Source organism: Rhizobium sp. Pop5 (assembly GCF_024721175.1).
Classification (GTDB): Bacteria; Pseudomonadota; Alphaproteobacteria; order Rhizobiales; family Rhizobiaceae; genus Rhizobium.
Map to the genome: position 1 here is coordinate 4,278,672 of NZ_CP099399.1, position 25,799 is coordinate 4,304,470.

Annotated in this window: 27 protein-coding genes and 1 pseudogene; 15 read left to right on the forward strand and 13 right to left on the reverse strand. The window is 61.4% G+C overall.

Annotated features, from left to right (window positions below; translation table 11 throughout):
* Nucleotide 1 precedes the first annotated feature (1 nt).
* Together recX and NE852_RS23130 are read left to right on the forward strand one after the other, a co-directional pair.
* The gene (gene recX, locus NE852_RS23125) at nucleotides 2-553 is read left to right on the forward strand and encodes a recombination regulator RecX (RefSeq protein WP_008525083.1); all 552 of its coding nucleotides are present in this window, start codon (nucleotides 2-4) and stop codon (nucleotides 551-553) included.
* Nucleotides 554-646: 93 nt separating this feature from the next.
* Nucleotides 647-1,543, forward strand: a complete 897-nt coding sequence (locus tag NE852_RS23130; protein WP_008525081.1) for a DMT family transporter — start codon at nucleotides 647-649, stop codon at nucleotides 1,541-1,543.
* A 49-nt stretch (nucleotides 1,544-1,592) separates the two neighbouring features.
* Here the strand turns inward: NE852_RS23130 and NE852_RS23135 are convergent, their stop codons facing one another.
* Nucleotides 1,593-2,060: a group III truncated hemoglobin gene (locus tag NE852_RS23135; RefSeq protein WP_008525079.1), complete on the reverse strand. Its 468-nt coding sequence runs from the start codon at nucleotides 2,058-2,060 to the stop codon at nucleotides 1,593-1,595.
* 171 nt (nucleotides 2,061-2,231) lie between these two features.
* Between NE852_RS23135 and mbfA the strand changes: the two genes are divergently transcribed.
* Nucleotides 2,232-3,215 (forward strand): iron exporter MbfA, encoded by a 984-nt coding sequence (mbfA, locus tag NE852_RS23140; protein WP_008525076.1) that lies wholly within the window; start codon nucleotides 2,232-2,234, stop codon nucleotides 3,213-3,215.
* A 242-nt stretch (nucleotides 3,216-3,457) separates the two neighbouring features.
* Here mbfA and NE852_RS23145 read toward each other — a convergent pair whose 3' ends face one another.
* Both NE852_RS23145 and NE852_RS23150 read right to left on the reverse strand, forming a co-directional pair.
* Nucleotides 3,458-4,057 carry a transglutaminase-like cysteine peptidase gene (locus NE852_RS23145; protein WP_008525074.1) on the reverse strand — a complete coding sequence of 200 codons (600 nt, stop codon included), beginning with the start codon at nucleotides 4,055-4,057 and terminating at the stop codon, nucleotides 3,458-3,460.
* 159 nt (nucleotides 4,058-4,216) lie between these two features.
* Nucleotides 4,217-5,056, reverse strand: a complete 840-nt coding sequence (locus NE852_RS23150; RefSeq protein WP_008525071.1) for a carboxylesterase — start codon at nucleotides 5,054-5,056, stop codon at nucleotides 4,217-4,219.
* 178 nt (nucleotides 5,057-5,234) lie between these two features.
* Here NE852_RS23150 and infC point away from each other — a divergent pair, with 178 nt between their 5' ends.
* The 5 genes and pseudogenes from infC to pheT all read left to right on the forward strand — a co-directional run bounded on the left by infC (nucleotide 5,235) and on the right by pheT (nucleotide 10,386).
* The gene (gene infC / locus NE852_RS23155) at nucleotides 5,235-5,771 is read left to right on the forward strand and encodes a translation initiation factor IF-3 (RefSeq protein ID WP_077991295.1); all 537 of its coding nucleotides are present in this window, start codon (nucleotides 5,235-5,237) and stop codon (nucleotides 5,769-5,771) included.
* 296 nt (nucleotides 5,772-6,067) lie between these two features.
* Nucleotides 6,068-6,271 (forward strand): 50S ribosomal protein L35, encoded by a 204-nt coding sequence (gene rpmI, locus NE852_RS23160; protein ID WP_003570998.1) that lies wholly within the window; start codon nucleotides 6,068-6,070, stop codon nucleotides 6,269-6,271.
* A 38-nt stretch (nucleotides 6,272-6,309) separates the two neighbouring features.
* The gene (gene rplT / locus NE852_RS23165; protein WP_008525061.1) at nucleotides 6,310-6,714 is read left to right on the forward strand and encodes a 50S ribosomal protein L20; all 405 of its coding nucleotides are present in this window, start codon (nucleotides 6,310-6,312) and stop codon (nucleotides 6,712-6,714) included.
* A gap of 148 nt (nucleotides 6,715-6,862) precedes the next feature.
* A complete protein-coding gene (gene pheS, locus NE852_RS23170; protein WP_008525059.1) occupies nucleotides 6,863-7,945 on the forward strand; it encodes a phenylalanine--tRNA ligase subunit alpha in 1,083 nt (360 codons plus the stop codon).
* A 15-nt stretch (nucleotides 7,946-7,960) separates the two neighbouring features.
* A pseudogene (pheT, locus tag NE852_RS23175) lies at nucleotides 7,961-10,386 on the forward strand (phenylalanine--tRNA ligase subunit beta).
* Nucleotides 10,387-10,438: 52 nt separating this feature from the next.
* Here the strand turns inward: pheT and NE852_RS23180 are convergent.
* Nucleotides 10,439-10,798, reverse strand: coding sequence for a nuclear transport factor 2 family protein (locus NE852_RS23180; protein WP_008525045.1), 360 nt, complete (start codon nucleotides 10,796-10,798; stop codon nucleotides 10,439-10,441).
* A 90-nt stretch (nucleotides 10,799-10,888) separates the two neighbouring features.
* Nucleotides 10,889-11,884: an aldo/keto reductase gene (locus tag NE852_RS23185; protein WP_008525044.1), complete on the reverse strand. Its 996-nt coding sequence runs from the start codon at nucleotides 11,882-11,884 to the stop codon at nucleotides 10,889-10,891.
* 128 nt (nucleotides 11,885-12,012) lie between these two features.
* Between NE852_RS23185 and NE852_RS23190 the strand changes: the two genes are divergently transcribed.
* Nucleotides 12,013-12,921, forward strand: coding sequence for a LysR family transcriptional regulator (locus tag NE852_RS23190; protein ID WP_008525041.1), 909 nt, complete (start codon nucleotides 12,013-12,015; stop codon nucleotides 12,919-12,921).
* A 30-nt stretch (nucleotides 12,922-12,951) separates the two neighbouring features.
* On the opposite strand, the gene NE852_RS23195 is transcribed toward NE852_RS23190, so the two are convergent.
* On the reverse strand, nucleotides 12,952-13,449 hold the full coding sequence (locus NE852_RS23195; RefSeq protein ID WP_008525038.1) for a ferritin-like domain-containing protein: 498 nt from the start codon (nucleotides 13,447-13,449) through the stop codon (nucleotides 12,952-12,954).
* Nucleotides 13,450-13,596: 147 nt separating this feature from the next.
* Here NE852_RS23195 and NE852_RS23200 point away from each other — a divergent pair, with 147 nt between their 5' ends.
* A complete protein-coding gene (locus tag NE852_RS23200; RefSeq protein WP_008525036.1) occupies nucleotides 13,597-14,214 on the forward strand; it encodes a hypothetical protein in 618 nt (205 codons plus the stop codon).
* Here NE852_RS23200 and NE852_RS23205 read toward each other — a convergent pair.
* Nucleotides 14,204-14,647 (reverse strand): GNAT family N-acetyltransferase, encoded by a 444-nt coding sequence (locus NE852_RS23205; protein ID WP_008525034.1) that lies wholly within the window; start codon nucleotides 14,645-14,647, stop codon nucleotides 14,204-14,206. The two genes, NE852_RS23200 and NE852_RS23205, sit on opposite strands and share 11 nt — an antisense overlap.
* Before the next feature lie 13 nt (nucleotides 14,648-14,660).
* Nucleotides 14,661-15,608, reverse strand: coding sequence for an aldo/keto reductase (locus NE852_RS23210; RefSeq protein ID WP_008525032.1), 948 nt, complete (start codon nucleotides 15,606-15,608; stop codon nucleotides 14,661-14,663).
* 240 nt (nucleotides 15,609-15,848) lie between these two features.
* Here NE852_RS23210 and NE852_RS23215 point away from each other — a divergent pair, with 240 nt between their 5' ends.
* A complete protein-coding gene (locus tag NE852_RS23215) occupies nucleotides 15,849-16,835 on the forward strand; it encodes a Gfo/Idh/MocA family protein (RefSeq protein ID WP_008525031.1) in 987 nt (328 codons plus the stop codon).
* Between the two features lie 9 nt (nucleotides 16,836-16,844).
* On the opposite strand, the gene NE852_RS23220 is transcribed toward NE852_RS23215, so the two are convergent.
* Together NE852_RS23220 and NE852_RS23225 are read right to left on the reverse strand one after the other, a co-directional pair.
* The gene (locus NE852_RS23220) at nucleotides 16,845-17,222 is read right to left on the reverse strand and encodes a GtrA family protein (RefSeq protein ID WP_008525029.1); all 378 of its coding nucleotides are present in this window, start codon (nucleotides 17,220-17,222) and stop codon (nucleotides 16,845-16,847) included.
* Nucleotides 17,219-18,226 (reverse strand): glycosyltransferase, encoded by a 1,008-nt coding sequence (locus NE852_RS23225; protein ID WP_008525027.1) that lies wholly within the window; start codon nucleotides 18,224-18,226, stop codon nucleotides 17,219-17,221. Before NE852_RS23225 ends, NE852_RS23220 begins: the two co-directional genes overlap by 4 nt.
* 160 nt (nucleotides 18,227-18,386) lie before the next feature.
* On the opposite strand from NE852_RS23225, the gene NE852_RS23230 reads away from it, so the two are divergent.
* On the forward strand, nucleotides 18,387-20,234 hold the full coding sequence (locus NE852_RS23230) for a hypothetical protein (RefSeq protein WP_008525024.1): 1,848 nt from the start codon (nucleotides 18,387-18,389) through the stop codon (nucleotides 20,232-20,234).
* A 26-nt stretch (nucleotides 20,235-20,260) separates the two neighbouring features.
* Here NE852_RS23230 and NE852_RS23235 read toward each other — a convergent pair whose 3' ends face one another.
* Nucleotides 20,261-20,503, reverse strand: a complete 243-nt coding sequence (locus NE852_RS23235) for a hypothetical protein (protein ID WP_008525023.1) — start codon at nucleotides 20,501-20,503, stop codon at nucleotides 20,261-20,263.
* A gap of 340 nt (nucleotides 20,504-20,843) precedes the next feature.
* Between NE852_RS23235 and xseA the strand changes: the two genes are divergently transcribed.
* Together xseA and NE852_RS23245 are read left to right on the forward strand one after the other, a co-directional pair.
* Complete coding sequence (xseA, locus tag NE852_RS23240) at nucleotides 20,844-22,424, forward strand: exodeoxyribonuclease VII large subunit (protein ID WP_258156137.1); 1,581 nt, start codon at nucleotides 20,844-20,846, stop codon at nucleotides 22,422-22,424.
* Nucleotides 22,425-22,426: 2 nt separating this feature from the next.
* Nucleotides 22,427-23,017, forward strand: coding sequence for an NAD(P)H-dependent oxidoreductase (locus NE852_RS23245; RefSeq protein WP_008525009.1), 591 nt, complete (start codon nucleotides 22,427-22,429; stop codon nucleotides 23,015-23,017).
* Here the strand turns inward: NE852_RS23245 and NE852_RS23250 are convergent, their stop codons facing one another.
* Nucleotides 23,018-23,515 carry a MarR family winged helix-turn-helix transcriptional regulator gene (locus NE852_RS23250; RefSeq protein ID WP_008525008.1) on the reverse strand — a complete coding sequence of 166 codons (498 nt, stop codon included), beginning with the start codon at nucleotides 23,513-23,515 and terminating at the stop codon, nucleotides 23,018-23,020.
* 81 nt (nucleotides 23,516-23,596) lie between these two features.
* Here NE852_RS23250 and NE852_RS23255 point away from each other — a divergent pair, with 81 nt between their 5' ends.
* A complete protein-coding gene (locus NE852_RS23255; protein ID WP_258156138.1) occupies nucleotides 23,597-24,508 on the forward strand; it encodes an EamA family transporter in 912 nt (303 codons plus the stop codon).
* On the opposite strand, the gene NE852_RS23260 is transcribed toward NE852_RS23255, so the two are convergent.
* On the reverse strand, nucleotides 24,456-25,709 hold the full coding sequence (locus NE852_RS23260; protein WP_008536681.1) for an aminopeptidase: 1,254 nt from the start codon (nucleotides 25,707-25,709) through the stop codon (nucleotides 24,456-24,458). The genes NE852_RS23255 and NE852_RS23260 overlap by 53 nt on opposite strands.
* Nucleotides 25,710-25,799: the final 90 nt, after the last annotated feature.

Below are 25,799 nucleotides of genomic sequence, written 5' to 3' on the forward strand. Positions count from 1 at the left end.
TATGACCGACGAGACCGTTCAATCCGACATCCCGACACCTCGCATGCTGAGCTGGGCGCGCAACTCCGCCATTTATCGTCTCGAGCGGCGGATGATGACGGAAAAGCAGCTGTTTGACGCCATCACCCGCAAGGCCAAGGAGAAATTCGAGGGCATCAGCGCGGCACAGCTTAAGGCCGTTGCCGATTTCGCCGTAAGATTTGCCTATGACAACAAGGTGCTCGACGATAGCGCCTATGCCGAGATCAGCACCCGCTCTGGCGTGCGCGGCGGCAAGTCAAAACGTGCCATCGCCCAGAAATTGGCTGCCAAGGGTGTTGCGAGCGACAAGGTCGAAGCTGCGCTCGAGGCGGCTGACGATCTCTATGCCGCAGCGATCTTTGCCCGCAAGCGTGCCTTCGGCCCCTTCCGTCGGGTCGAACTCGATGAAAAGCGAAAGGCCAAGGAGCTTTCGGCTTTCGCCCGCAACGGCTTCAGCTTCGACGTCGGCAGAAAGGTCTTCGACATGAGCTTCGAAGACGCCGAAGAGGTCATTCTTGCCGGTCGTCTCTGATCTTGCATAAAGCCTTTTGTTGCCCGGATCAGAAGTTTGAATTTGTCGCTCGCAAGCCCTCTTCGTAAGAAGGGCGCGCAATCGGAGGCGAGCATGGAAGACAAAGTCAATGCCGGGGCGGGCGCGCTGACCGCAACAGCATCAACGCCATCCGGCGGTGTGGCGGCTGGCGCTTTGATGTGCCTGATGTCGATGTCGTCGATCCAGTTCGGCGCCGCGCTTTCCTCCACCGCCATCGCCACATATGGACCGGCCGGCGCCAGCTGGTTGCGGCTCGCCTTCGCTGCCGCCATTCTGGCCGTCGTCGTGCGGCCGCGCATCTTGAGCTACAACAGAGCGCAATGGACGAGTGCTCTGGTTCTCGGCACGACGACGGCGCTGATGACGATGAGTTTCTTCGCGGCGATCGAGCGTATTCCGCTCGGTCTTGCCGTCGCGATCGATTTTCTCGGCCCGCTTTCCGTGGCGACCATCGGCTACGGCCTCGGCCGGCGTCTCGCCTGGCCCCTGCTGGCTGCGCTTGGAGTACTGGCTCTCGCGCATGACGGCGATGGCTGGGTTGGCAATATCGAGGGAGTTCTTTTTGCGGCCGGCGCGGGAACTGGTTGGGGGATCTATATCGTCCTGACCAAGAAGATCGGCGCGAGCTTCAAGGGGCTGGAAGGGCTTTCCATGTCGCTCATGGTTGCCGCTCTGGTCGGGACACCCTTCGGCTTCGCCAGTGCCGTGCCGAAGCTCGATACTTACGGGCTGGTCGAGATGACGGGCCTTGCCATTCTTGTGCCGCTGCTGCCCTACACCCTGGAACTGATCGCGCTACGGCGGATGCCGACAGCTTCCTTCGGCATCCTCATGAGCCTCGAGCCGGCCATCGCAGCACTCGCCGGCTTCGTCGTCCTGACCCAGCCCATGACGCTCCTACAGATGGCAGGAACGGCCTTGGTGGTCGCCGCAAGCGCCGGCGCGACCTTTTCGGCCAGGGCAGGATGATTTTAGGTCGAGTCGGCCTTTTCGGCATCATGCTCTGGGCAGTGAAGGCTCAACCTAATTTCTTCGCGGGATCGTCGAGTGCCGGATTGTAGAACAGCGAAAGCGTCAGGCTCTTGGCGATCCGCTCGGCCGTCGCCATGAACCAGGCCTTGGCCTGCTTCGATGGGGCGATGTCCTCAAGCGTTTCGGAAAACAGCGAAAGCCATTTCGGAAAGAGATCAGGAGTCACGTTCTGAACGCCCGTATGCGCCTGCACAGGCTTGCCGCCATAGGCGCCGCTGCGGAAGGCGACGGCCGACCAGAAGCTTTTCATCTTCTCCATATGCTCCGGCCAGCGGCCGGACAGCCTGGCGTCGAACACCGGGCCGAGATCGGGATGAGCCAGCACTCGCCCATAGAAGGTCTCGACCAGCCTGCCGATAAAGGCGTCATCGACGCCCATAGCCCGCATCTCAGCCTCCGCCCTTTCGCGGATCGCCGCGACATGGGCAGGACGGCCCTGAATGTCATTATCCATCGTAAACCCCGGCGCCGCGTGATGCGGCGCTCCCACATATAGGTCTTCGTGCCAGTGCGCTAAAGACATCCATGCCGCTTGCGGCAATCTGTCAGACGGTGCGCCTCAAGCACTTGACCGCCATTGCCGCGTTCTCTAGATTTAGAATTATTCTAAATTATGGAGCAGGTCATGTTGGCGCGATTTTTCAGATCCTCAAAGCGTTCTTTTGAGTCGCTGTCCGAGCAGGAGATTCTTGCCCTTGCGATCGCCTCCGAGGAAGACGATGCCCGCATCTATCTCGCTTATGCCGACAGGCTCCGCGGCGAATTTCCGGCCTCTGCCAAAGTCTTCGAGGACATGGCCGAGGTCGAGGATACCCATCGCAAGTCACTGATCGAAATCCATCGCCAGCGTTTCGGCGAACGAATTCCTCTGATCCGGCGCGAGCATGTAGAGGGCTTCTATGAGCGCAAGCCCGATTGGCTCAGGGCAAATCTTTCGCTTGATGCGATGCGGCAGGAAACCGAAGCGATGGAGGAGCAGGCCTACCGATTTTACGTCGAAGCGGTAAAGCGGACATCGGACGCCTCGACGCGCGAGCTTCTCGGCGATCTCGCGCTCGCCGAACAGGGGCATGAGGATATCGCCCGGATGCTGGGCGACAAGCATACCCCCGACGACGTCAAGCATGCCGAGGACGAGACGGTGCGCCGGCAATTCGTGCTGACCTATGTGCAGCCGGGTCTTGCCGGGCTGATGGATGGCTCCGTCTCGACGCTGGCGCCGATCTTTGCCGCCGCCTTTGCCACACAGGATACATGGCAGACCTTTCTCGTCGGCCTTTCCGCCTCCGTCGGCGCCGGCATCTCGATGGGCTTCACGGAAGCCGCTCATGACGACGGCAAGATCTCCGGCCGAGGCTCGCCGATCAAGCGCGGCCTTGCCTGCGGCATCATGACGGCGCTCGGCGGCCTCGGTCACGCGCTGCCCTATCTGATCCCACATTTCTGGACGGCGACGATCACCGCCGCCATCATCGTGTTCTTCGAACTCTGGGCAATTGCCTTCATTCAGAACCGCTACATGGAAACACCCTTCCTGCGCGCCGCCTTCCAGGTGGTCCTCGGCGGCGGTCTGGTCCTCGGCGCCGGTATTCTGATCGGGAATGGGTGAGGAGCGGTCGGCGAAGCCGAGCAATCGATCCAGTGAATCGATTGCAGCGACGAACGCCCGGAGCCATGCGAAGGGCCTGGAGACGGTGCGGCAAACACAACCCACTTACAGTGCCGCAATCTCCACGTCGATTTTATATCATCCAAGCCCACCTCCCTCATCCTGAGCGGCAGACATAACGACCCCCAAAAACAAAAAAGGCCGGCTTTCGCCGGCCCTTTCCCCACACCCCCTGGAAATCCTTAGCGCAATGCGCCGACCAGAACGTCGCGGCCGTTCTCGATGGTAACCCAGCGGCCGGCATTGTAGCTCGACTGGCGCTTGACGAAGGAATAAGGCGTCGCAAACCACGGCTTCACGTCGGAGGCGAGATTGTCGAGCACGAAATCGCCCTCTGCGGTGCGCAGCGTCAGCACGGCATGGCCTTCGCCGTCAGGTTTGCGCACGACGGTCATCAGCAGGTCGGCGGCCGAAAAGCCGCGCTGGATCAGCATGCGGCGCTTCAGGAGCGCGAAGTCCTCGCAGTCGCCTGCGGTGGTCGGATAGGCCCAGACCTCGTCCTTGCCGTAGATTTCCTTGTCGGTCATCGGCGTGATCGTGCGGTTGACCGTGGCGTTGACCGAACGCACCAGCGACCATTTTGCCGGCGTCATCTCGACCGGGCCGGAGTTGCGGTTCGCGCCACATTCATTGCGGTGGATCTGACAGAAATCGTAGTGGCCGATCGGCTGCGAGGTGGCATTGCCTGTTACCATGGAAGCATTTCTGCTTGGGGCCGGTATGGCGGCCGTTGCCATCGCAAACATGGCCATCATGGCCACAAAGATACCCTGGATCCGCACGCCCGATCTTCCTCGCATCGCCCCTTATTTATTAACAAAGTGTTAACGGAGAGGGCCGAGAAGAGTCAATCGTTACTTCTTGGGAGCGTCCCGCAACCCGCCGACATGGTTAAAATGCAACGTTGCCAGGAACTGTTCGGGATGCGCGACGGGCGCCGTTCAGGCGGGCTTCTCCATATTTGCCGATGAATGGATGATGCCCCTGACAGCACTGACGAGGAGCGCGATATCGCCTGCACGGGAAAGGCGGTGGTCGCCATCGCGGATGAGGGTCAGCACCACGTCGTCGGCAGGAAGATGCTCGACGAGCTTCATCGCATGCACATGCGGCACGTCGGGATCCTTCATACCTTGGAGAATATGCACCGGGCAGCCGGTTTCGATGATGCCGTCGAGCACGCGGTTCCGGCGCCCATCCTCGATCAGAGCCCTGGTATAGATGTTCGGCTCGGGGCTGTATTGCGAACGTTCTTCGAAATAGCCGCGCTCCGCCAGCGACTTGCGCTCCTTGGCCTTCAGGTTCGGTTCGATCAGTTCGGAGGTGAAATCGGGCGCCGGCGCGATCAGCACCATCCCTACGACCTTTGGGCCCTCGAGTTTCGGCCCGCCGTGGCGCGCAAGTTCCTGCACCAGCCGCAACGCGATCCAGCCGCCCATCGACGAGCCGACGAGAACCACCCGCTCGGGCGCGAGGTGGCCGATAACGGCCAGCGCCTCCTCCAGCCAGCGCGAGATCGTGCCGTCGCGAAAGCTGCCGCCGGAAAGCCCATGGCCGGAATAATCGAGACGGATGCAGGCGAGCCCAAGTTCGCCCGCCAGCCTGTCGAGTTCCAATGCCTTGGTGCCGCTCATGTCGGATCGGTAGCCGGAGAGCCAGACGAGCGCCGGCCCGCCGTTGCCGGCCTCTGCCGGGCGGACGAGGATGGCGATCTCACGCGCCGCCTCGCCCTCGCCGACCGTCAGGAAATGCGGGTGGGTATCGGGCATCTGATCGGACATTGGCGAAACTCCTGTTGTTTTGGCCTATAAAACAGATTCTGGCAGGCTGACAGCGGGTGATTTTTCCGCTAAAGCATGATATCGACTCCGTTGCAGCGATGACGCGACACGTTTGTGCACCCTGATATGGGGAGCGCGAGGCTGCAACATTCCGAAACAACGCGAGGAGAATACGACCATTCGCAGACCTTTTAAGACCGATGCGCCCGTGAAGGACGGCCCGCGCTCGAACCGTGAAATCCGCATTCCCAAAGTTCAGCTGATCGCGGCTGACGGACAGAATATGGGCATCGTGCCCACCGACCAGGCCTTGAGAATGGCTGAGGAAGCCGGCCTCGATCTTGTCGAGATTTCCCCCAATGCCGAACCGCCGGTGTGCAAGATCCTCGATCTGGGCAAGCTGAAATATGCCAACCAGAAGAAGGCCGCCGAGGCGCGCAAGAAGCAGAAGATCGTCGAAGTCAAAGAAATCAAGATGCGCCCGAACATCGACACCCATGACTATGAGGTGAAGATGAAGGCAATGGGCCGCTTCTTCGACGAAGGCGACAAGGTGAAGGTGACGCTGAAGTTCCGCGGCCGTGAAATGGCCCACCAGGAACTCGGGATGAAACTGCTGCAGCAGGTCAAGGCCGATACGACCGAGATCGCCAAGGTTGAAGCCGAGCCCAAGCTAGAAGGCCGCCAGATGATGATGGTGCTGGCGCCGAAGTGAGCGCCAGGCACTTTGCGCCCAAGGCCGTCCGCAAGGGCGGCTTTTGTGCTTTCGGGCCACGTGAAGATTCCTCCCGCGGCCCCGTTGCACTTTTGTGACGCTGCGGTTATAAGCGCGCGTCCGAACTGACCGGCAGGGCATGCCGTGGCAGTTTCGAATGCTTGCGGGACGGTTCGTCGCCGGTCCCGCAGATCAACAACAAACGCTCCCGCACCTTGTTGCGACGGCCGGAGAACCGGACTTCGCGAGGAGGGCTTTTTGATGAAGCGCGCAGGGAGGACAGAAGGAGTAGCAAAATGCCCAAGATGAAGACGAAGTCCTCTGCCAAGAAGCGGTTCAAGATCACCGCAACCGGCAAGGTCAAGGCTGCCGCTGCCGGCAAGCGCCATGGCATGATCAAGCGTACCAACAAGTTCATTCGCGATGCACGTGGCACCATGGTTCTCGCAGAACCGGATGGCCGCAAGGTTATCAAGAATTACCTGCCGAACGGTCTCTGAGACTCGTCCGCGAACGCTAGATTTAAGGAGATCATGACATGGCACGTGTAAAAAGAGGCGTCACCGCCCACGCCAAGCACAAGAAGGTTCTGAAGGCTGCAAAGGGCTTTTACGGCCGCCGCAAGAACACCATCCGTACTGCAAAGGCTGCTGTCGACCGTTCGAAGCAGTACGCTTACCGCGACCGCAAGGTCAACAAGCGCAACTTCCGTGCGCTCTGGATCCAGCGCATTAACGCTGCTGTGCGCGAATTCGGCCTGACCTACGGCCGCTTCATCGACGGCCTGAACAAGGCTGGCATCGAAGTCGACCGCAAGGTTCTCTCCGACATGGCGATCCACGAGCCGGAAGCATTCGGCGCGCTTGTGAACGCTGCCAAGAAGGCCCTTGAGTACCTCAAGGAAACCGGCACGGCTAACGAGTTTGAAGGCGCGGTTCGGTAACCAGCGCTTCCCAAGCTTGACGCTTTTTTGAATTTTGGGAAACCCGCGCTGGTTTGGGCTAGCGCGGGTTTTTCTTTCTCTATACTCCTTGCGCCGGCCTCTCCAGCCTGCCTTTCGAACGCCGCCTGATCTGGACGGAAAGAAGACAATGTCAGATATCGACCAGCTTAAATCCTCCTTGCTTGCCGAAATTTCCGCCGCCGGTGATGAGCCCGCGCTCGAAGCCGTGCGGGTGTCCGCGCTCGGCAAGAAGGGCTCGGTCTCCGAACTGCTGAAGACGCTCGGCGCCATGACGCCGGAGGAACGCCAAACCCGGGGCGCGGCGATCAACGCCCTGAAGAACGAGGTGACGGACGCCATTGCCGAGCGCAAATCGGTGCTGAAGATGGCAGCGGTCAATGCACGTCTGAAGGCCGAAACGGTCGATGTCAGCCTGCCAGTGCGATCCTCGCCCGCCGAGCGCGGCCGCATTCATCCGATCAGCCAGATCGTCGACGAGATCACCGCAATCTTCGCCGACATGGGTTTCTCGATCGCCGAAGGCCCCGATATCGAGACCGATTACTACAATTTCACGGCTCTGAACTTCCCGGAAGGACACCCGGCTCGCGAGATGCACGACACGTTCTTCTTCAATCCGGATGAGAATGGTGAGCGCAAGGTGCTGCGCACGCATACCTCGCCGGTGCAGATCCGCACCATGGAAGCTCAGAAGCCGCCGATCCGCATCATCATCCCGGGCAAGACCTACCGCCAGGACTCGGATGCGACGCATTCGCCGATGTTCCATCAGGTCGAAGGCCTCGTCATCGACAAGAAGGCCAATGTCGCCAACATCCGCTGGGTGCTCGAGGAATTCTGCAAGACCTTCTTCGAGGTCGACAGCGTGACGATGCGTTTCCGCCCGTCCTTCTTCCCCTTCACCGAGCCCTCTTTCGAGGTCGATATCCAGTGCGACCGCTCCGGTCCGATCGTCAAGTTCGGCGAAGGCACGGACTGGATGGAGATCCTCGGTTGCGGCATGGTCCATCCGAACGTGCTGCGTTACGGCGGGCTCGATCCGGACGAATATCAGGGCTTTGCCTGGGGCATGGGCCTCGACCGCATCGCCATGCTGAAATACGGCATGCCTGACCTGCGCGACTTCTTCAACGCCGACGTCCGCTGGATGACGCATTACGGCTTCCGCCCGCTCGACATGCCGACGCTGTTCGGCGGCCTGAGCGTTTAAGGGAGGATTGGACCTATGAAATTCACGCTCTCCTGGCTGAAAGAGCATCTGGAAACCGATGCGGGCCTCGATGAAATCTGCGCGCGCCTCACCGAGATCGGGCTGGAGGTGGAGGATGTCGACGACAAGGCGGCGTTCAAGCCCTTCGTCATCGCAAGGGTTGTCTCGGCGGAAAAACATCCGCAGGCCGACCGTCTGAAGGTGCTGATGGTCGATACCGGATCCGGCGCGCCGGTTCAGGTCGTCTGCGGCGCCCCGAATGCGCGCACCGGCCTCGTCGGCGCCTTCGCTGCACCCGGAACCTATGTTCCCGGCATCGACGTGACGCTCGCCGTCGGCAATATTCGCGGTGTCGAAAGCCGTGGCATGATGTGCTCCGAAAAGGAGCTTGAGATATCCGACAGCCACGACGGCATCATCGATCTGCCCGAAGATGCGCCGGTCGGAGCGAGTTATGCGACGTACGCCCATCTTGATGACCCGGTCATCGAGATCAATCTGACGCCGAACCGGCCGGACTGTACCTCGATTCACGGCATCGCCCGCGATCTCGCTGCCTCCGGTCTCGGCAGACTGAAAACGCACCCCGCTCCCTCCTTCGCCGTCGAAGGCGAGACGCCGGTCAAGCTGACGCTCGATCTCGATGACCCGAAGCTCTGCCCCGGCTTCTCGCTGCGCCTCGTGCGCGGCGTGAGAAACGGCCCGAGCCCGCGCTGGATGCAGCAGCGGCTCATCGCCATCGGCCTGCGCCCCATCAATGCACTGGTCGATATCACCAACTACATGACCTTCGATCAGGGCCGGCCGATGCACGTCTTCGACGCCGCCAAGGTCAAGGGCAGCCTGACGGTGCGCCGCGCCAGAGAAGGCGAGACCGTGCTGGCGCTCGACCAGCGCGAATACAAGCTCGGCCGGAACAATGTCGTCATCTCCGATGAGGATGGAATCGAATCGATCGGCGGCATCATGGGCGGCGAACATTCCGGCTGCGACGAGAACACCATCGACGTGCTGATCGAGTCCGCTCTCTGGGACCCGATGAACATCGCCAAATCGGGCCGCAGCCTTGGCATCATCACCGATGCCCGCTACCGCTTCGAACGCGGCGTTGACCCGGAATATATGGTCCCCGGTCTCGAGCGCACGACGGAACTGGTGCTCGAACTCTGCGGCGGCACGGCCGCCAGGGCTGAAGTCGTCGGCTACAAGGGCTATGAGCCGAAGATCGTCGAGTTTCCGTTCTCCGAGGTCAAGCGTCTGACCGGTCTCGAGATTCCCGTCGAGGAGATGAAGCAGATCCTAAGCCGGCTAGGCTTCACTGTGGGCGCCGGCGATATCGGGTCTTGCTCTGTCGCCGTTCCTTCCTGGCGCCCCGATGTCGACGGCAAGGCCGATCTCGTCGAGGAGGTCATGCGCATCCACGGCGTCGACAATATCAAGCCAGCGCCGCTTGAAGGCCATGCCGCCGTCAACGGCAGGATCCTGACGACGCTGCAGATCCGCACCCGCGCGGCCAAGCGCGCCCTTGCCTCGCGCGGCATGCTGGAGGCCGTCACCTGGTCCTTCATTCCGGAAGATCAGGCAAAGCTCTTCGGCGGCGGTTCCGCGGCCCTCAAGCTTGCCAACCCGATCGCTGCCGAAATGTCTGATATGCGCCCCTCCCTGCTGCCGGGCCTGCTGACAGCTGCCCAGCGCAATGCTGACAAGGGTTATGGCGATGTGGCGATCTTCGAAGTCTCGGGTACCTATGAGAACGACCGGCCGGAAGGCCAGCGTCGGGTTGCCGGCGGTATCCGCCGCGGTTCGGCCTCACTATCTGGTGCGGGCCGCATGTGGTCCAACGCCGCCAAGGGCGGCGGCAAGCCGGTCGATGTCTTTGACGCCAAGGCAGATGCTCTCGCCGTCATTGAAGCCTGCGGCCTGCCGATGGCCAATATCCAGATCGAGCAGGGGGGCCCGAATGGTATCATCCCGGCCGCTCCGGCACGATCAAGATGGGACCGAAAGTCGTGCTCGGCTATTTCGGCGAATTCCATCCGCTGACGCTGGAAGCGCTCGATGTCTCCGGCGCTCTGTGCGGCTTCGAAGTCTATGTCGATGCCATGCCCGAAGCGAAACGGAAGGCGACGCGCACCAAGCCGGCGTTGGAACTGTCACCCTTCCAGGTGGTCCGGCGCGATTTCGCCTTCGTCGTCGACAGGACGGTGGAAGCCGGCGCCATCATCAAGGCCGCGACCGGCGCTGACCGCAAGCTGATCACCGGCGTCAACGTCTTCGACATCTTCGAGGGCGCATCGGTGGGTGAGGGCAAGAAGTCGGTGGCGATCGAGGTTCAGATCCAGCCGGTCGAGCGCACGCTGACGGACGAGGATTTCGAGGCGCTGACTGAGAAGATCGTGGCGAGCGTCACGAAATTCACCGGCGGCGTGCTCAGAAGCTGATCTCGATCAGCGTTGGCAAATAGCGGACCGGTCGCCAAAGCGGCCGGTCTTTTCACATGTGAAGATGGTAGAGCTTGCTGACGATCGTCCATCGGCCTTCGATCTTCAGCAGCGAGAGATAATCGGTAAAACGCATTCCGGCGAAATCGTCGGTGACTTTGACGCTTGCCGCATCGCCTTCGACATCGACGCTCTGGATGTCCATGAAGGGCTGCGTGCCGGGTGGAGCCGGCTCCTCGGCAAGGATCGCGGCGATGAATTCGTCCCGCGTCAGCCATTCGACGGCATTCTGGTAATAGCCGATGATCGAGCTTTTGGGGTGAAAGGCCTTTTTCAAGGCTGCCTCATTGGCGAAGGCCATGCCTTCGACATAGAGATGAACCGTCTTTTCGACTGCCTGCCTGTCCGACATGTTTTCATCCCGTTATCTGCGATGGGGATAAATAGCTTCGCCGGCCGCGAAGGCAAGCCCGGCCGGTTGCGACGGCCGGGCTTTTCCGTTTCAGAGGTTCGTCATGGCAAGCGAGGCGTCCGAATAGCGTTTTCCCGCCACCTGTGCTGCCGGAATCGCTTCATCGAGCTGCTCGAGTTCCGCAGCGCTGAGCGTGATATCGGCGGCGGCGGCATTCTGTTCGAGATGATGGATCTTGCGGGCGCCGGGGATCGGAACCGTATCGTCGCCTCGGCTCAGCACCCAGGCCAGCGCCAGCTGCGCGGCCGTCACGCCTTTCTCGGCGGCAAGATCTTCGAGTGCGATGACGAGGGCCGCGTTGGCGTCGAAATTCTCGGCCTGGAACCGTGGCACCTGCCGGCGGAAATCGTCGGCGGCGAGATCGTCGACCTTGCGGATCGCCCCGGTCAGGAAGCCGCGGCCGAGCGGACTGTAGGGTACGAAGCCGATGCCGAGTTCACGGCAGGTGGCAAGCACATCCTCTTCGGGATCGCGCGACCAAAGCGAATATTCGCTCTGCAGTGCAGCGATCGGATGGACCGCATGCGCGCGGCGGATGGTGGCGCTGCCGGCTTCCGAGAGGCCGAGCGCACGGACCTTGCCTTCTCTTACCAGTTCGGCCATGGCGCCGACCGTCTCCTCGATCGGCACGTTGGGGTCGACCCTGTGCTGGTAGAGCAAGTCGATGGTTTCGATGCCGAGGCGCTTCAACGAGGCCTCGGCGACTTCCCGCACATGCTCGGGGCGGCTGTCAACGCCGGCGATGGCGTCTGCACCCTTCTGGCTGGTATCGATCTTGAAACCGAATTTGGTGGCGATCACCACGCGCTCGCGGAACGGCTTCAACGCTCTTCCGAGGAGAATCTCGTTGGTGAATGGGCCGTAGACTTCGGCGGTGTCGAAGAAGGTGACGCCGAGATCGATGGCGCGATGCAGGGTCCTGATGGATTCCGCTTCATCGCTGGCGCCATAGGCAAAGCTCATTCCCATGCAGCCAAGGCCGACGGCAGAGACGGTGAGATCGTTTCCGAGATTTCGGGTTTTCATACTGCGCGCCTTTGCTGAGCTGATCTGAACCGCATGAGGGATCGTTGCGGTACGGACAGACCATATCGGCGCAGCATCAATCAGAAAATCCGTGCAGTTTTTAACAGGCTGTTCTATCATTTCGACCAATGAACAGGACACAGCTTTCCCAACTCGCCGTTCTCGCCGCCGTCTCGGAGCATCGCAGTTTCCGGGCTGCGGCCAAGGAGCTTCTCGTCGCCCCCTCGGCGGTCAGTCATGCAATCTCGAGCCTGGAAGAAAGTCTTGGTGTCAGGCTTCTGGCGCGCACGACCCGCAGCGTCGCGCCGACCGAGGAAGGCCGTCTGCTTCTCGAAAGGCTCCGCCCCGCGCTGGAGGAGATCGGCATTGCGATCGAGGCGGTCAACGATACGCGCGGCAAACCGGCGGGAAACCTCCGCATCACCGCGCCACGCTTCGCCTCCGATATTCTCCTCGCACCGCGGCTTGGCGATTTTCTCAACCTCTATCCCGATATCACGCTGGAGGTCGCCAATGAGGACGGCTTCACCGATATAGTCAAGGAAGGTTTCGATGCCGGCATCCGGCTGGAGGAGAGTCTGGAGGCTGATATGATCGCGGTCAGGATCTCGCCCAATCTGACGACGGTCATCGCCGCCTCGCCGGAATATTTCGAGCGCTATCCGAAACCCGAGCACCCCCGAGATCTCGTCCGCCACCGCTGCATCAAGCGACGCTTCACCAATGGTTCCATCTATCGCTGGGAATTCGAAAAAGACGGCCAGGAACTGATCGTCGCGATCGATGGGCCGCTGATTGTTAGCGAGGATCGCCTGGCTCTTCTTGCGGCGCTGAATGGCGCCGGACTTGCCTATCTCTTCGACATGCGGGTGCATACCGAGCTGGCGGCCGGGAGGCTTGTGCGAGTGCTGGAGGACTGGTGCGCGCCCTATCCCGGGCCGTTTCTCTATTATCCGACCCGGCGGCAGATGCGGCCGGCGCTGCGCGCCTTTATCGATTTTTTCAGATATGCCGAAAGGGAGATGGGCGGCCGGTAAGGAATACAGTGCCGCCCGTATCCTTCTTCGTCAGGCAGCCTTCGCCTTCTGGTTTGCCGCCGTGGTGGCGAGCTGGGAGAGGATCTTGTCGGTCGCTGCTTCCTCCTGCAGGGTCTGGTCGAGTAGGCCGACGACATCCTTGAGGCCGAGCGTCGCGGCCCAGGTCTTCAGTGTACCGTAGCGAGCGATTTCATAATGCTCGACGGCCTGGGCAGCCGAGATCAGGCCGGCATCCAGCGCCTGCGTGCCCTTGAACTCATCGATGATTTCCTCGCCTTCGGCGATAATGCCCTGGATCGCCTCGCAGGTCTTGCCCTGGGCGCGTTTGCCGATCTTGTCGAAAACCTGCTGCAGGCGCTCGACGTGGCCTTCGGTTTGCTCGCGGTGTTTCTCGAAGCCCGCCTTCAGTTCGGAGGATTGCGCCGCGCGCGCCATCTTCGGCAGAGCGCGCAGTATCTGCCGTTCGGCAAAATAGATGTCCTTCAGCGTGTCGTAGAAGAGATCTTCCAACGTCTTTTCCTTGGCCATTTTCTCGATCCTTGTTCTGGGAACGGCCGCGAATGCGGCGACACTATAAGAAGTGAACTTCGCGGAAATTGTTCCGAGCGATTTCGGGTAGACGTGAAGTCTGCTCCAGGCGATGCTCCTGTCGTCGACAAGGAGAGAGGAGACGCCATGCGAAAGCCGGGTTCGATGAAGGGTCTGGAGGATCTCGGCCGCGTCCGGCTGTCGCAGAATTTCTTCTTCCGCGATTTCCTGCATTCCGAAATCGCCGATTTCTACCGCATTCCCAATATCCCCGAGGATCCCGACCTGGCGATCGAAGCCGGCAAAAGACTTTGCGAGGAACTCCTGGAGCCGCTGCAGGCGACGTTTGGGCGCCTTCACATCCGCTCCGGCTATCGCTCGCCTGACGTCAACAGGTTCGGCAACGAGAACAATCTCAACTGTTCGACCAACGCCGCCACATCAGCCGATCATATCTGGGACATGCGTGATTTCGACGGCTGCATGGGCGCGACCGCCTGCATCGTCGTGCCGTGGATGGTCGACCGCTATAGCGACGAAAGCGATTGGCAACGGCTCGCCTGGTGGATCCACGACCACCTGCCTTATGCCGCTATATGCTTCTTCCCGAAACTATGGGCCTTCAATATCCAGTGGCACGAACGGCCGAAGCGGGTGATCCAGAGTTACGTCAGGCCGCGCGGCACCCTCACTAAGCCCGGCATGGCGAACTGGGAAGGCGACCACGCCGCTTTCTACGAGGGGTTTCCGACACTCAAAAGCTGATGCGGTAGCGGATATGGCCGTCGCTTTCGACATAGCTGTCGTAGAGCGCCCGGGCCGTCTTATTCCCTTCGCTCGTATGCCAATAGAGCCGCGACCACCCCTTCGCCTTGCTGAGCGCGATGAGATCGTCCATCAGCGCCCGCCCGACGCCTTTTCCACGTGCATCGGGATCGACGAAAAGATCTTCGAGATAGCAGTCCCTGCCGCGGATCCAGGTGCCCTCATGGGTAAGGTAGAGCGCAAAACCGATCACCCGGCCGTCGACTTCGGCGACGCGCATGGCGATTGCCGAGGCCGGATCGAAGACCCGGCGCCATGTCTGATCGGTGATATCGGCATCGACAGTCACTTCGTAAAAGGCAAGATAGGCCGCCCAGAGTTCGCGCCAGCGGGCTTCGTCTTCCGGGCGGGCATCGCGTATCGTTACGGTCATGGGCTTTCCTGTTTCAGGCACCGGCTTCATCGAGCAGCGCCATCGCTTCCTGAGAAAGGGAAAGTGTCGCCGATTTCACCAGGCTTTCAAGCTGCGAAAGACTGGTCGCGCTGGCAATCGGCGCAGTCACGCCCTTTTTGCGTAAGAGCCAGGCAAGCGAGATTTCCGCGGGCTTGGCGCCGGTCTCGGCCGAAACCTGATCAAGCGCGGCGAGAATGCGCAGGCCCTTTGCATCGAGATATTGTGAAACGCGGCCTTCGCGGGCGCGGCCTTCCGTATCGGCCTTGCTGCGGTATTTGCCCGTGAGGAAACCGGCTGCGAGGCTGAAATAGGTGATGACGCCGATATCCTGCCTGATGCAGAGCGCCGCAAGCGGCCCTTCGAAGCTCGCCCGTTCGTAAAGATTGTATTCCGGCTGCAGCACGTCGTATCGCGGCAGCCCGGCCTTCTCGGCGGCGTCGAAGGAAGCTTGAAGCAGCGCCGCATCATAGTTCGAGCAACCGATAGCGCGGATCTTACCCTGCTGCTTCAGCTTGGCAAAGGCGCCGAGTGTCTCCTCGTGCGGCGTATCTGCATCGGGCCAATGCGAGAGATAGAGGTCGATGTGATCCGTTTGCAGCCGGCGCAGAGAATCCTCGACAGCTTTCAGGACATAGCTTTCCTTCAGCGTCTTCCCCTGTCCCATGTCCGAACCGACCTTGGTGATGATGACGGCCTTGTCGCGGGAAATCCCCGATTGCTTCAGCCAGCGCCCGATAATTTCCTCGGAATCGCCGCCCTTGTTGCCGGGAACCCAGGCGGAATAGACGTCGGCTGTATCGATCGTGTTGAAGCCCGCATCGAAGAAGGCATCGAGAATGGCGAAGGATGTTTTCTCATCGGCCGTCCAGCCGAAGACATTGCCGCCGAAGACGATCGGCGAGATCGAAAGACCTGTTTTTCCAAGCCGGCGCATTTCCATGACGCTCTCCAAAATCGTTGCTTATGTGAAATCGCGGATACAGCAGAACGCCGGCCCGCAGCATGATGCCGAAAAGTGTGAGTGGGTTTTCGGACGGCATCATGCGCTGACAATTTCAGCGTAACCTAGCGCGATCCAGACAAGAGGGAAGCCAAGTTTCCGTGATTTCAGCTTGCGCCATTGCGCCGCACCAGAGGCCTGAATATGGTTCGCGGAAAACCAGCTTTGGGAGATTGGATCATGTTGCGTTTCGGTATCATTTCAACGGCTAAGATCGGCCGCGACAACGTCGTTCCAGCAATTCAGGACGCGGAAAACTGTGTCGTTACCGCAATCGCCAGCCGCGACCTGGCGCGTGCACGGGAGATGGCAGACCGCTTCTCGGTGCCGCATGCCTTCGGCTCCTATGAGGAGATGCTGGCCTCCGACACCATCGACGCCGTCTATATTCCGCTGCCCACCTCGCAGCATATCGAATGGTCGATCAAGGCAGCCGATGCCGGCAAGCACGTGCTCTGCGAGAAGCCGCTGGCGCTGAAGGCGAGCGATATCGACGCCGTGATCGCCGCCCGGGACCGCAACAAGGTGGTGGTCACCGAAGCCTATATGATCACCTATTCGCCGGTCTGGCAGAAGGTGCGTGCGTTGATCGACGAGGGTACGATCGGTTCGCTCCGGCATGTGCAGGGCGCCTTCACCTATTTCAACCGCGATCCCGCCAATATGCGCAACGTTCCCGAGCTCGGCGGCGGCGGCCTTCCGGACATCGGCGTCTATCCCGTCATGAGCACGCGCTTTTCCACCGGCAAGGAGCCCCTCCGGGTCCAGGCGATCACCGAGCGCGATCCGGATTTCGGCACGGATGTCTATTCGAGCGTCAAGGCCGATTTCGGCGATTTCGAGCTGAGCTTCTATATCTCTACGCAGATGGCCAACCGCCAGGTCATGGTCTTCCATGGCACCGATGGCTACATCGAGGTGAAGTCGCCGTTCAATGCCAATCGCTGGGGACCGGAAGAGATCGAGCTTGCGGACCGCAGCCACAATGAATCGCGCATCTTCCGCTTCCAGGACAGCCGCCAGTACAGACGTGAGGTCGAGGCCTTCGCCCGGGCGGTGAAGAATGGCAAGGAAGAGATCGTCACGCTCGAAAATTCGAAGCTGAATCAGAAGGTGATCGACGCGATCTATCGGGCCAGCGAGAAGGACGGCTGGGAGGCGGTCTGATCATTCCGCTCATTCTGCGCGGAAGACGAAGCGCGAATATCCGAAGAAGCTGAAAATCATCGAGGCGAAGGTGGCGATCACCATCGCCGCGAGCGGCTGAAGTGTCGGCAGCGACAGCAGAAGGGCGGAATAAAGCCCGTAATTGACGAGGGCTGCCGTCACGCCGACCGAACCGTAGCGGAAGCCTTCAGCAGCAAGCGAACGGCCGGAGCGATCGAAGGTGAAGCTCCGGTTGAAAGCCCAGGTCGCCGCCATGGCGAAGGCGATTGCGATGAGCCGCGCCAGGAAAGGCCCGAGCGGCGTCAGCGCAAGCAGCGCCGACAGGAGGCCGGCATCGATGAGGAAGCCGATGCCGCCGGCGATCGCGAAGCGGACGAGTTTCTTCATGCCGCATCCGCCTTGCCGCGGCCGGTGCGGGGTGCAGGCGTGGTTTCGCCGATCGGCGGTTTTGCCGCGCTCGGCGTCACCAGGCTCATATAGTGGATACGCAGCTGCTCGGCGCGGGCGCGCGCCACGGAATCGAGGATGACGCCCGCGGTAAACAGCATGAAGGAGATCATCATCAGCGCCATCGACAGCACCCAGGTCGGCATGCGGCTGACGAGGCCCGTCTGGAAATATTCCGCCAGCACCGGCGTCATGAAGCCGAGGCTTGCCAGCATGAAGGCGGCGCTGATCGTGCTGAAGAAGGCGAAGGGCCGTGTTTCCTTCATCAGCATCGCAAACATCCAGAGGATTTTGCCGCCGTCACGAAAAGTCGAAAGCTTGGAATGCGATCCGTCCGGCCGGCGCCCATAGTCGAGCTCCAGCTCGCTGACAGGTAGTTTCAGCCGGGAGGCGTGTACGGACATTTCGGTTTCGATCTCGAAGCCGCCTGATACAGCCGGGAAACTCTTGACGAAGCGGCGGGAAAAAGCGCGGTAGCCGGAAAAGATGTCGCTGAAATCAGGGCCGAATATCGTTCGGTAGAGAAGGTTGAAAAGCCGGTTGCCGAGTGCATGGCCCTGGCGACCGGCGTCAGCATGCACGCCGCGGCGCGTTCCCACAACCATGTCGGCGCGCTCCGTCAGAAGCGTGCGCACCAGTTCCTCGGCATCGGCAGGGGCATAGGTCCCGTCCCCGTCGGCCATGATGTAGATGTCAGCCTCGATGTCGGCAAACATGCGGCGCACGACGTGACCCTTGCCTTGGCGCCGCTCGCGCACAACATGCGCGCCGGCAAGCATCGCCTGCAGTGCGGTCCCATCGGTGGAATTGTTGTCGTAGACGTGGATCGCGGCATCCGGCAGCGTCGCCCGGAAACCCCGCACGACAGCGCCGATGGTCGACGCCTCGTTATAGCAGGGAAGCAGAACGGCTATAGCAAGATTATCGGTACGCGATCGGGCCATGACTTTACTCGTTACACAAAAGCCGCGCAGAGCCTAAACCACTCGGCGTTAATAAGACCCTATGACGCAGGCAAAATCGGCGGCCTTCGCAAACGGCTTTACACTTTCTTGATCGGCAACGGCTAAGGTTCGGCCATCTGGAAACGGACCGCTAACCAAGATGAACGCCGTGCAGCCGATTGCCATTGCATCATCCGCGACCGATGTCCCCGGGGGCGGTCTGCGCGGACTGCTGACGCGCCTGTGGCCTGTTGTCATTACCTACAGCATTGTCCTTGCTGCCGTCATCGTCGCCACGAGGCTTTACACCGCGACCGACTACGTCGGCCCCGACAATGACGACGGCATGCGTCTCGTCGAGGTCCGTGATTTCCTCGCCGGCCAGGGCTGGTTCGATCTGATGCAGTACCGTCTCGGCCTTGACGGCGGGACGTTGATGCACTGGTCCCGGCTGATCGACCTGCCGATCGCCTCCCTGATCCGGTTCTTCGGCCTGTTTGCGCCCCGTGAGACGGCCGAGGCGCTGGCGCTTGCTGTCTGGCCGGTATCGCTCGTCCTGCCCGCGATGCTCGCTATGGCCGTTGCCGGCCGGCGTATCGGCGATGCTATCGGCATGCATATCAGCCTCGTCCTGACCGGGCTTGCGATCTACACCGGAAATCGTTTCGCGCCGGGCGCCATCGATCATCACAATGCGCAACTGGCGTTGGTGGCGACGATGACGGCAATGCTGCTGGATCCCAGGCGCCGCGGCTGGAGTTATGCGGTTGCCGGCATCGCCGCAGCCGTCGCCATCGCCATCGGCGCCGAAACGACACCTTTCGTCGCCGCCGTCTGCCTGACGGTCGCTCTGCTCTGGGCGTGGGAGGGGAAAGATTTCGCGGTCGCCGCTCAGTCTTTCGGGTTGGCGCTGGCGATTACGATCAGCATTCTCTTCTTCTCAACAGTGCCGCCCCGGCTCTATTCGATGGTCACCTGCGACAATCTCTCGCTCGGCTATTACAGCCTGGCGGCGATTGGCGGTGGGCTTCTCCTGTTTTCCGCGGTTTTTGCAAGCCGGCTCACCCGCCCCTTGCGCTTTGCGGCGCTCGCCGTCGTCGGCGCCGGTGTTCTCGGTTCAGCCGTAGTGATCGCGCCGCAATGCCTGAGCGATCCGCTGGCCAGCCTCGATCCGATGCTGGTCGAACTCTGGCTGAGAAACATTTCCGAAGCGAAGTCGATTTTCGCTCTGGCGCGGACCGAACCCTTCGATATCGGCTCTTTCTATGCGGCAGGCCTATTCGGGATCGCCGTCTGTATCTTCCGGGTCATCAAGCGCGACCGCGCTCAGATCCATCTGATCCTGTTCTTGCTGCTCGCCATCAGTTGGGCGATCGCACTGCTCCAGGTGCGCGGGGCCACTTTCTCGAACCTGCTTTCCATCCTGCCGCTTACCCTGTTGATCATCGATATCAGGCGCATCTCCAACAGCGACAGCGAAAATGTCGCCGTTGCCTTCGTCTATGTGGTGACGGTGCTTGCCAGTGTTCCCGCGGCCTGGGCGGTCGGCGGCGGACTTCTCTCGCTGCAGATGGAAAGTGACGCACAGAAAAAGCCGGCGAAACCGGCGAAAGAGCATTCCTGCGCATCGAAACAGGCGCTGGCGCCCCTTGACGGGCTACCTGTCGGTCTGGTCTCGGCTCCGTCGGAGATGGGCGTCTCAATTCTCCGCTTCACGCAGAACCGGGTTCTTTCCGCACCCTATCATCGCAATCAGGGCGGCATGCTGACGGAGCTGCATATCGGTATGGCGGAGCCACAGGAGGCCGAAGCCTTTCTGAGGGGCGCGGGTGTCGCGACGCTCGCCTTCTGCCCGGATGATCCGCAGACGCGCGAGCTCGCCAAACTGAAGCCGGACGGCCTTTATGCGCAACTCGGCAAGGGGAATATTCCGCCCTATCTGGAGCCGCTTCCGAAAGCGGCGGATGCAGGCGTGCAGTTCTTTCGCTATCGGCCGGCGGCGAACTGACGCCGGCGTTTTTCATGGCGGGCTGGTTACTGAGAAACGCGCAACGCACGAAGACGCGCGCTGGCGTAGAGCCCGAGCACGAAGAGGATAAGGCCGCCATTGTAGCCCAGGATCGCATAGACAAGGGCCGGAAGTGATACCGGTCCAGGCGAGCATATCGCCGCCAGCGCGAACGTCATCCCGATCAGCGCGGCGATCAACGCGATCGCGGCGGCCGAGCGCATTTGCCCGGCGCTGATGCCCAATGCTGCTGCTGTGAGAATAATCATTTCAGCACCTTCCCGAAGAGAACGAGGGGAAGCATAGGAAGCGCCAACTAACAAAGATTTACCGGCCATCCTTGCCGAAAAGCCTTTGTATAGCGGTGGTTAGCAATCTCTTTCGGGTAAAACGCAAAGTCTAACTATGGGTTCCGCAACAAAACGATTTTACTCGATTTTGTTGTTGTTTTCCGGGCTGCAACGAGCGCATGTGTGTTCTGCCAGCAGACGGTCGCGCTCGACGCATGGTGGCGAATCCCTTCCGCCACCAGTCTCTGTGGCCGGGAAAACCCGTTCCGATGCCCATGGCGAGCTTCCCGTTTCCTGCGGATGGACATAGAAAGAAGGGATGAGCAACGTCTTCGACAGCGATTCGCCGACCAACCTTGCCGAATATTCGGTTTCGGAACTTTCCGGCTCCATCAAGCGCACCGTCGAAACGGCTTTCGACCAGGTTCGCGTGCGCGGCGAGATTTCAGGCTATCGCGGGCCGCACTCCTCGGGACATGCCTATTTCTCGCTGAAGGACGATCGCGCCCGCATCGACGCCGTCATCTGGAAGGGCACCTTCTCGCGCCTGAAGTTCCGCCCGGAGGAGGGGATGGAAGTGATCGCCACCGGCAAGGTCACCACCTTCCCGGGCTCTTCGAAATATCAGATCGTCATCGAGACGCTGGAGCCGGCCGGCGCCGGCGCGCTGATGGCGCTGATCGAGGAGCGCAAGCGCAAGCTCGGCGCGGAAGGCCTGTTCGACGCAGCCCGCAAGAAGCGGCTGCCTTTCATGCCCAAGGTGATCGGCGTCGTCACTTCGCCGACCGGCGCCGTCATCCGCGATATCCTGCATCGCATCTCCGATCGTTTTCCGGTCCATGTCATCGTCTGGCCGGTGAAGGTTCAGGGGGAGGGGTCCGGCGAGGAGGTGGCGAATGCTATCCGAGGCTTCAACGCGCTGGAGCCGGCAGGCGCGATCCCGCGGCCTGACGTGCTGATCGTCGCGCGCGGTGGCGGCAGCCTGGAAGATCTCTGGAGCTTCAACGACGAGATCGTGGTGCGCGCGGCAGCAGAGAGCCGGATACCGCTGATTTCGGCCGTCGGCCACGAGACGGACTGGACGCTGATCGATTATGCCGCCGACGTGCGCGCGCCGACCCCAACAGGGGCTGCGGAAATGGCGGTGCCTGTCAAGGCCGAGCTCGAAGCACAGGCGGCCGCTCTTGCTGCCCGCCTGCAGGGCTGCATGAACCGGCAGATGGATCAGCGTCGTCAGTCCGTGCGCGCGCTGATGCGGGCATTGCCGTCGCTCGATCAGCTTCTCGCTTTGCCGCGCCGGCGTTTTGATGAGGCGGCTGCAGGCCTCGGCCGCGGGCTGGAGCTCAACACCATCAACAAGCGACGCGGCTTCGAGCGCGTCGCCTCGCATCTACGCCCTGATGTGCTCTCCAATCGCATTGCCGAGCGTCGCCAGCTTCTGAACGAGCGGATAGCGCGGGCCGAACGCACCGTCGAACGCCTGCTCGATCGCTCGAAATCCCGCATCGACCGCGCCGAGGCCATCCTCGCCTCGCTGCCCGCGCGGCTGAAGACCCAGACCGACCGCGGCCGCGAGCGGCTTGGCAATCTTTCGCGCCATGCCGATACGGCGATCCGCCATCAGCTGACGCGTGCGCGCGGCGAGCTTTCCGCGCAGGATCGCGTGCTGCAGTCGCTCTCCTATAAAAACGTGCTGAAGCGCGGCTATGCCGTCATTCGCGATGAGGACAACAGGCCGGTCTCCCAGGCGGCGGCTCTCTCTGCCGGCATGGGCATCGCCATCGAGTTCGCCGACGGCCGCGTCGGCGCCATGACTACGGAAGGCGGCGTCCCGCCCGCCGGCGCCAAGAAGCGCAGTGCAAAACCCGCAGACCCGCCGAAGCAAGGAAGCCTGTTCTAGCGATGCGGATCCTGCTGGTGCTCGCCCATCCGCTGCCGGAAAGTTTTGCCGCCTCGGTGGCGCGCACGGCCCGCGAAGCGCTGGAAGCCTCGGGCCATGTCGTCGATCTGCTCGATCTCTACGCCGAGGATTTCGATCCGCGCCTCTCTGAAGCCGAGCGTCGCGGCTATTTCGATACGCCCTACGACACCTCGGCTGTCGCCGATATCGTTGCCCGGCTGAAGGTGGCCGAAGGTCTCGTCCTCGTCTTTCCGCAGTGGTGGTTCAATTTCCCGGCCATCCTGAAGGGCTTCTTCGATCGCATCTTCGCGCCCGGCGTGGCCTTCACCCATGATGCCGCCGGTGGCCGCATCGTCCCTCAGCTCACCAATATCAGGCTGCTCTATGCGCTGACGACGACAGGCTCGCCCTGGTGGCTCGTGCATCTCTATATGGGCGATCCCGTTCGCCGCCTGCTGAAGCGCGGCATTGCCGCTTTCTGCTCGAAGAAGCTCGCCTTCCGCATGCTGAGCCTGCATGACATGGATCGCGCGACAGAGGCCAGGCGCAAGGCGCATCTGGAACGCGTCCGCAAGGCACTCGCAGCCGTCTGATTACTCGAAATCCGACAGGAACTTCTTGAGCAGCCGATCGAACTCGGCCTTGTCTTCGGCGGTCAGGCTGCGCGTCAGCCGCTGTTGGTTGGCCACGTGGGCACCAACGGCCTCTTCCACAGTTGCAAGCCCTTTCGCGGTCAGCGCGATCAGCACGCTGCGCCTGTCCCCGGGATTGAGCAAGCGCTCGACGAAACCGGCTTTTTCGAGTTGGTCGATCCGGTTCGTCATCGTGCCGGAACTCACCATCGTCATCTCCAGAAGCTCACCCGGCGAAAGTCGGTGCGGCGCGCCGGAGCGGCGAAGTGTGGCCAGCACGTCGAAGGATGAGGTGGAAAGCCCGTGCTTCAGCAGAACGGCTTCGACTTCGCGGCCGAGATGGGTTCCGAGACGTTTGAGGCGCCCGAGGATGCCCATCGGCTCGACGTCGAGATCCGGCCGCTCGCGCCGCCATTGCGCTAGGATCCTGTCGACGTGATCTTGCTTCTCTTCATTCATGTCTCATCGATAGCAGTAGATATCTTGACGTCAAGATAAAATGCGCTATGCTGGATTTATCTTGATATAGAGATTCTTGATATGAAGACAAATTCACGTTATTTCGCCGATGTGCTGACGACCGCTCTCGCTCCCGCCATCTGGGGCAGCACCTATTTCGTCACCACATCCCTTCTGCCGCACGGCTATCCGGTGACCGTGGCCATGCTGCGCGCTCTGCCGGCGGGCCTGCTTCTGTTGCTGATTGTCCGGAAATTGCCGACAGGGATCTGGTGGTGCCGCGCCTTCATTCTCGGCGGGCTGAACTTTTCGTTCTTCTGGGCAATGCTCTTCGTTTCGGCCTATCGCCTGCCGGGCGGCGTAGCGGCCACGGTCGGCGCCGTGCAGCCGCTGATCGTCATCGCGTTGTCGCGCCTCTTCCTCGGCAAGCCCATCCGCTTCCTTGCCGTCGTCGCCGGCTTGATCGGCATGTCAGGCGTCGCGCTGCTGGTGCTGGCGCCGAATGCGGCACTCGATCCCGTTGGCGTCACAGCCGGTCTAGCCGGCGCGCTCTCCATGGCCTTCGGCACGGTGCTGACTCGCCATTGGCAGCCACCCGTTTCCAGCCTGACCTTTACCTCATGGCAATTGACCGCAGGCGGCATTCTGCTCGTACCGTTCGCCTTATTTCTGGAGCCCACGCTTCCCGTGCCGACGACAGCCAATATCCTCGGCATCGCCTGGCTCGGCCTTATCGGCGCGGCCTTCACCTACCTGCTCTGGTTCCGCGGCCTGTCTCGCATCGAACCTTCGGCCGCGGCATCGCTCGGCTTCCTGAGCCCCGTCGTTGCGACCCTGCTCGGCTGGCTGGCGCTCGGCCAGAGCCTGACGCCGACGCAGATTGCCGGCTTTGCCATGGTCCTTGCCAGCGTCTGGCTCAGTCAGCGCACGATGATGCCAGTCAGGCCCACTCGCCCTGCCGCATCACCGCAACCCGCGATCCGTCAGGCTTGACGCCGTCGATGTCGACTTTGTCGGAGCCGATCATCCAGTCGATATGGATCAGGCTGGAATTGCCGCCCTGCGCCTTGATCTGCTCCTGGCTCAATGAAGCGCCATCGAGGAAGCACTTGGAATAGCACTGGCCGAGCGCGATGTGGCACGAAGCGTTTTCGTCGAACAACGTGTTGTAAAACAGGATGCCGCTGGCCGAGATCGGCGAGGAGTGCGGCACGAGCGCCACTTCGCCGAGACGGCGCGCGCCCTCGTCCGTATCGAGCACCTTGTTCAGCACCTCTTCGCCGCGCGAGGCTTTGGCCTCAACGATGCGCCCGCCCTCGAAACGCACCTGGATATTGTCGATCAGCGTGCCCTGATGCGAAAGCGGCTTGGTGCTCGACACATGGCCCTCCACGCGCAGCGCATGCGGCGTGGTGAAGACTTCCTCGGTCGGTATGTTCGGATTGCAGGTAATGCCGTTCTTGGCGGTGGATGCACCGCCATGCCATTCGTGCCCATCGGCAAGGCCAACCTTCAGATCCGTGCCCGGGCCCTTGAAATGCAGCGAAGCGAAGCGCTCGCCGTTCAGCCAGGCGGAGCGTTTGGCGAGGTTGGCATTGTGTTCGGTCCAGGCGGCGACCGGGTCGCTGACATCGACGCGCGAAGCGGCAAAGATCGCCTTGGCGAGCTTGGCGATCGCGATCGGTTCCGGGTCGTCGGGGAAGACCACCTTGGCCCAGGACGGATTGGGATAGGAGACGATGTTCCAGTTGATGTCGAAATTCGAAATCTTTTCCAGCGCCGGCTTGTAGGCGGTGGACATGGCGCGGTTGGCGCGGCCGACCTTGCCGGCATCCTGCTCGGAAAGCAGCATCGGATTGTCGCCGGAAATCGCCAGACGGGCCGCGCCGTTGGCATAGGCCTTGGCCATGCCCTCGTAGAGCCAGCCGGAGGCGCGGTCAAAGCTCTCCTCGTTGCCGTAACGATAGCGTGCCAGCGTCGTTTCCTCGTCGGAATAGAAGGCGCTCACCAGCCCGGCGCCGGCCTGATAGGCCTGTTCGGTGATGAGGCGAACGAGCGGCAGCGCCACGACAGGTGCGGTGATCACCAGATCCTGGCCCTTCTGCAGCCGAAGGCCGACCTTGACGGCAACTTCCGCAAGCTTTTCCAGCTTGAAGGGATCAACAGGGTTCTGGCTCTGGGGCATGAAAGTCATGGGGCAACCTGCCTTCTGTCATCGACGGTGGGAGGTTGGAAGACTTAGACCCGTTTGCGGCGAAAATGAAGCGCGCTGCATCCGATTTGA